4 protein-coding genes are annotated in these 6,158 nt (G+C 67.1%); 2 read left to right on the forward strand and 2 right to left on the reverse strand.

Features of this window, described 5'->3' with window-relative positions; all coding sequences use genetic code 11:
• Nucleotides 1–2: 2 nt before the first annotated feature.
• Both ASF25_RS20845 and ASF25_RS20850 read right to left on the reverse strand, forming a co-directional pair.
• Complete coding sequence (locus tag ASF25_RS20845) at nt 3–1,220, reverse strand: glycosyltransferase (protein ID WP_162239289.1); 1,218 nt, start codon at nt 1,218–1,220, stop codon at nt 3–5.
• Nucleotides 1,221–1,579: 359 nt separating this feature from the next.
• Complete coding sequence (locus ASF25_RS20850) at nt 1,580–2,947, reverse strand: O-antigen ligase family protein (RefSeq protein ID WP_056167269.1); 1,368 nt, start codon at nt 2,945–2,947, stop codon at nt 1,580–1,582.
• A 341-nt stretch (nt 2,948–3,288) separates the two neighbouring features.
• Between ASF25_RS20850 and ASF25_RS20855 the strand changes: the two genes are divergently transcribed.
• Complete coding sequence (locus ASF25_RS20855) at nt 3,289–4,635, forward strand: oligosaccharide flippase family protein (RefSeq protein ID WP_056306640.1); 1,347 nt, start codon at nt 3,289–3,291, stop codon at nt 4,633–4,635.
• Nucleotides 4,636–4,645: 10 nt separating this feature from the next.
• Nucleotides 4,646–5,638 carry a glycosyltransferase gene (locus tag ASF25_RS20860; protein ID WP_056306641.1) on the forward strand — a complete coding sequence of 331 codons (993 nt, stop codon included), beginning with the start codon at nt 4,646–4,648 and terminating at the stop codon, nt 5,636–5,638.
• Nucleotides 5,639–6,158: the final 520 nt, after the last annotated feature.

Consider the following 6,158-nt stretch of genomic DNA (forward strand, 5'->3'; position numbering starts at 1 on the left):
GTTCAGAGATACCGCCGCAGGAGTTCGGCGCGGGTGCGATAGACCGTATCCTCGTCGAACCGCGTGCCGGTGCGGGCCGCGGCCCGTATCAGGCCCGCGAGACCCGCGCGGTCGCGGTCGAGGTCCGTGAGCCCGGAAACCAACGCATTCCCATCGTCCATCCGAACGAGGCGCCCTCCTCCGTCCTGGCCTATCAGGTCCTCCGAGTAGGGACTGCCGTAGCCGATGAGCGGCGTGCCGCAGACGAGGGACTCGATGAGACATCGGGGGGATTCGGGCGTGCGATGGCAGAACAGGAACAGGTGGGCCGCGCGCATGGCAGCCAGAAGCGTCTGGCGATCACCCTCGAAGCCGGGCAGCGCCACACAATCGGCGAGGCCGAGTTCGCCCGCCCGTGCCTGCATGGTCTCGCGCAGGGGGCCATCGCCCCACCAGGTCGCCGTGAACCGCATCCCGCTCTGCCGAGCCCGATGGAGCGCGTCCAGCCAGTCGAGCGGCCCCTTCATGGCGTCGGCCCTGCCGACATAGACGATCTTCAGCGGCTCGCCCTTCAGGAGAGCGCGGCATTTGTCCGCGAGCGCGGTCTCCGTGACGAGGTCGTCGCGGGTGGTGTGGGTGTCGTAGACACAGAACGGGTTCCGCGCATGGGGGGCGTAGGTCCGGAACGTATCCTGCCCCTGGAACAGGCCGAGATGGCTGCGCGCGATCAGGTGCTGATGGTAGCGTACCATCAGTGGCAGCGTGAGCGCGTTCTTCATGCGTCTGCGGAGCGGTGCATCCGTCCCTGTCCGGCGGATCACCTCGTGCTCGACCCGGTCGAACCAGACGGCGTAGGGCCGCCGTCGGCGGATCGATTCGAGGGCGGCGACGCCGCCCCAGTCTCCGGCGAGTGAGCCGAGGGTGTAGCAGAGATAGCGGCTTCTCCGCACGAGGTCCGTCAAGCGGCGGCGCGTCGCGGCGTACCGCGCCGCGAACGTCGCGACGCGGTACGCCTCCGGCAGGGCGACGACGGACAGGCGATCCGCGCAGGCGAGATCGTCGACCGGACGCCAGACGGTGGAAGCCTCACCAACGGCGGGCGGACCCGCGCCCGCGTCGATGCCCGTATAGTTGATCCGAGCGAAGTTCTCGCCCCAGCGATCGAGGCCCGCGCAGGTCTGATCGTCGAGGCACAGCCGCCCCCCGATCCGCCGCAACGGCACGTGGGTGACGAGAAGCACGCTGTCCGGGACCGGGTCGGAGGCCGGGAGGGCGATCGCTTCGCCGTGCGTACCGAAACCTCCGTCGCCGTTCGTGTGCGATCGCGCTGCGACGGCGAGCGGGTCTCGTGCGAGAATCGTGGAATCCGATCGGTGGGACATCTGCGGTTCGCCTGCCGGTGGAGATCGGCTCGACGACGCTAGGAACGCGTAAGGATCGGCACAACACCTTCTTTGTACGCGGTGCCCGCATGGCCTCGTCCCGAAGTGGTACGATGGCCGGTGGTCCGGTCGAGCCCTCGCCGCGGCCGCCGAGCGCTCCTGCCCTGCTCGGCCGAACCGGAAGCGAAGTAATCCCTGCTCCCCTCGTGTCGCACGGGTTACGTCGCGGGCCGGAGCGCCTTGCGTTCGGGCCTTGGCGACAAAGATCGCATCGACGCCGGCATCGACGCCGGCATGTGTGCCCGCACTTGCACTTGATAGGCCACGCCGAGGATCAGTCCGATCGCCACCGCGAGGAGGTACAGACTATCGCGCAACAGCAGGATGTATTCGAGCGTCGAGTGAAGACAGACCATCAGGAGGCCGACGCCGAGGCCGATGAGCAGATCGCCCTCCGGGCCGGCTCGGCTCGGCCAACCGATCCGGAAGGTGGTGACGAGAGGGTAGCCCAGCAGAAGCACGAAGGCGACGAGGCCGAACCAGCCGGTCTCGGAGGCGGCCAACAGGTAGGCGTTGTGGACGAGGTTGTTCCGGTTGCCCTCGTTGGCGATGACGCCGGCGCGTTCCGAGTAGCCGAAGTTCTTGGCGACATAGACGTAGTGGTTCGCGCCAACTCCGAGCGGGTTGCCGAGCAGGATGGCGGTCGCTGCCCGCTCGAAGGCCGCCCGCTCGTCGTATTCCTCCTCGCGTAGGGGATCGCGTTCGAAGCGCTTCTCGAACGAGGTGACGGCGAGCGGTGCGAAGCTCAGGGCGACGCAGCAGCCGGCGATGCCGAGCAAGCCCTTGCGCAGGGTCAGATGGCGCAGGCTCGACAGCACGTAGATCAGCACGAGGCCGAGAGCCGCGTAGAGCAGCGCGGCCCGCGACGTCGTGAGCACCACGGTCGCCATGCCGGTAAGCGGTACCAGGATGGTGGCCCAGCTTCGACGGCCGGCGAGCAGGAGCGCGACTTGAGGCAGCACCGCGAGGTGGAGGACGAGGCCCAGGGTGTTCTGGTGAGCGAAGGTTCCGCTGGTTTGCACGATGCCGAGGCCGAAGCGTTGGTAGGCCGTGAGGGCGCATTCGAGGACGACGCCGAGCGCCATCCCGGTCAGCAGGTTGCCCGCCACCTTCGGATCGGTGCTCGCCCGTGCCACGACGATGAGCAAGAGCGCGGCGCGGCAGATCTGCCAGAAGTAGAAGAAGGCCGCCGTGGGCTCCGCCGCCTGGCCGATCGAGAGCAGGACGGCGACGAGGTAGAGCGCCAGAATGATCGAGAAGGGCGAGCGCAAGGGCGGCCGCGCAAGCCCGACATAGATCGCCAGACCGAGGAGATCGAAGGCGCTGACCTCGATTCCGCTGACGAGGCCGGGCCAGTCCGCCCCCCAGCTCAGCACTGCGAAATCGAGCTGTGGCAGCCCCGGCTGCAGGAACGGCAGAAGGCCCATCAGAATCCACAGCCGCTTGCCGAGCACAGCACCGCCGCGGACCCAGACGGCGAACGGCACCATCATGCCGAGGCCGGTGGCGAGGATCAGCTCTTTCACCACGGTCGCTCGTTCCCGTTCATGCCATCGAATGCCTGACATTCGTGACGCGACGATAGCGGCCCACGCTCACGGGGCGTGCCTGCGTCGTTCTGAGGAGCCGGCTCACCCGAGGTCGGTAGGCCCTACGCCCTTCGGCGCGGGTTCGGAGAAGCCGTCCTGCGAATGGCGGCGTTCGCGGGCGCCGGACCCCTTCTAGGCTGACCGCCGCAGCAGCCGAGGCCGGCTGGCGAACGGATCAGGCGGGCAGGGCGACACGTGATCCCTCGGCACGCGTGATCCCGGCCGGCCGGCCGTTCTGTCTGATTTCCGGCGAGTGACTTGTTCCAGGAGCGTACCCGATGAGCACACTGACGATCTCGCGTGGCGCGATCCTCAGCGGCAGCGCGTGGATCATCGGCATCTACGGCGTCAGCGTGATCGTGCGCTTCGCCTCCAACGTCCTGCTGTCAAGGCTCATCGCGCCGGAGATCTTCGGGATGGTGGTGGTGATCCTGGCGATCCGGATGGGGGCCGAACTCCTGTCCGACGTCGGCCTCGGTCAGAACGTGGTCACCAATCCCCGCGGTGATCAGCCGGCCTTCTACAACACGGTCTGGACCCTGCAGGTGCTGCGCGGGCTGCTGCTGTGCGGGCTGTGCTGCGCCTTCGCGGGCCCGCTCGCCGAGCTCTACGGGGTGCCGGCGGCGGCCATCCAGTTCGGGGCACTCACCCTGGCCGTCCTCGGCATAACCTCGACCTCGCAGTTCCTTCTGCAAAAACGCTTGCGCGTTCAGACCCTCACCCTGTTCGATTTCTTCCAGGATACCATCGGCACCGCCTTGATGCTGCTCCTGGTCTATTGGAGCCCGACGATCTGGTCGATCTTGCTCGGAAACCTGTTGAGCGCGCTGCTGCGCGTCGGTGGCAGCTTTCTGCTCCCCGAGGGCGGCAACCGCCCAATGCTCGACCGACGTCATGTGGGCGAGATCTTCTCGTTCGGGAAGTGGATCTTCCTCTGGTCGATGCTTGGGTTCTTCAGTCTCAACTTCGATCGTCTGTATCTCGGCAGCGTCGCACCCCTGGCGCTGCTCGGCATCTACGGCATCGCCCGCACCATGGCCGAATTGCCGGCGCTCCTCGCCGGACGGCTCGGCCACTCCCTCGTCTTTCCCCTGGTGTCCGCGGCCGGAGAGATGCCACCCGCGCGGCTGCGACGGGAGATCGGCTCGATCCGCCTCTGTTTCCTGCTCGCCGCGGCGGTTGGGATCGGGGCCGCGGCGGCGGGCGGCGATTTCGCCATCCGGGCGATCTACGACACGCGTTACGCGCTCGCGGCCGCCATGCTGCCGCTGCTGCTGCTCGGCACCTGGGCAACGGTTCTTTGCACCACGAACGAATACGTTCTGATCGGACGCGGCAAACCGCAATACGGCACCGCTGCGAGCAGCGTGAAGCTCGCTTATCTGGTGATCGGCTTGCCGCTCGCCTTCACGGCCGGCGGCATGCTCGGAGCGATCCTCATCCTGGTGACCGCCGACGCGGTCCGTTACGCGGTACTCCTCGTCGCTCAGGTCCGAACGCGCGTCAGCTTCGGCGCGCAGGATCTTCTCGCCACCGCTGTGCTCCTCGCAACGCTGTTGATGCTGACCGCTCTGCGCGCGGGGCTGTCCCTCGGAACGGCCTTCGACGGCCTGTGGCACCTGTGAGGGGGCCGCGATGATCGAGCCTGCGTGCCGGACCCCGATCCTGGGTGTCGTCGTGATCGGGCGCAACGAGGGGGAGCGGCTGCGAGCCTGCTTCGAATCGATCGACCGCACCATTGGTCCCGTGGTCTACGTCGATTCCGGCTCGACCGATGGCAGCGTCGCCCTCGCGGAGAACCTCGGCGTCGCCGTCGTTGTTCTCGATACGGCCCGGCCTTTCACGGCGGCCCGGGCGCGCAACGCCGGTTTCGCGAGGCTGCGGGATCTCGCGCCAAGCCTCGCCTTCGTGCAGTTCATGGATGGCGATTGCGCCCTCGCGCCGGGCTGGCTCGGCGAGGCCCACACCTCTCTCTCGGCACGCCGCGATGTCGCCGTCGTCTGCGGGCGACGGCGGGAACGCCACCCCGAGCGTTCCGTGTTCAATCGCCTGTGCGATCTCGAATGGGACACCGCCCCCGGGGAAGCCCTGGAATGCGGTGGCGATTTCCTGGTTCGCACCGAGGCCTTCGCGGCGGTGGGCGGCTTCGACGGTGGCCTCATCGCCGGCGAGGAGCCGGAACTCTGCGTCCGATTGCGCGCGCGAGGCTGGCGGATCTGGCGCCTCGACGCCGAGATGACCTTGCACGACGCCAACATCACGAGCCTGCGTCAGTGGTGGTGGCGCATGGTCCGCAGCGGCCATGCCTTCGCCCAGGTCACATGGGTCCATCGCGGCTCGCCCCACGCCATCTGGCGGGCGGCGGTGCCGCGGGCGGTCTTCTGGGGCGTGGGCCTGCCGCTTCTGAGCGGCCTCGGCGTGTTCGTCCACCCCGCTGCGGCCCTGCTCACGCTGCTCTACCCGGTCCAGCTCTGCCGCATCGCGCGCCGCCGGAGCGTCGCCGGGCGGGGGGCTTGGGCCTATGCGGGCTTCACGCTCCTGGGTAAACTCCCGGAAGTCTTCGGAATCGCGACGTTCTACGCAAATCGAATGAGCCGACGCTCGGCAGCCTTGATCGAGTACAAGTGACCGGGAGACTTGTGACCGGGAGACTTGTGACCGGGAGACTTGTGACCGGGAGACTTGCCGAAGTTCGCTGCGGGCATGGACCCCCGCCGTGTCACCGCCATGCGACGCCCGTGGTGTCGCTCGTCGCGGATTGAGGACGCGGGGGCCCTTTCGTGGCCAAATCGAATCCCAACGAGCGCCTGGAACACCCTGGACGATCGACAGCCGCACACGAATGGACATCGAAAGTCAGGATTTCTCACGAACGAAGGCTGTATCTTGCGGCTTGATGCCACAACTCGACATTCGGATCCGCGGCTCTATCCCCTCCCGACAGGAAAGCTTATCGATGCGCTTTTTCCCATAGTAATAATACCGATTAACATATGCGAAATCGTGTTCTTTTGTGGCGAATTACAGTGGATGGGTGGTCAGCCCCCATTGAAGTGGTCCGCTCTTTGGTATGGCTTTTGAGCCTGGAGGACGGACAAGATGGCAAAGCACCCGAAGCCCGAGGAGATCGTTGCCAAGCTACGGCAGG

This window comes from Methylobacterium sp. Leaf100 (genome assembly GCF_001422845.1).
In the GTDB taxonomy this organism is placed as follows: Bacteria; Pseudomonadota; Alphaproteobacteria; order Rhizobiales; family Beijerinckiaceae; genus Methylobacterium.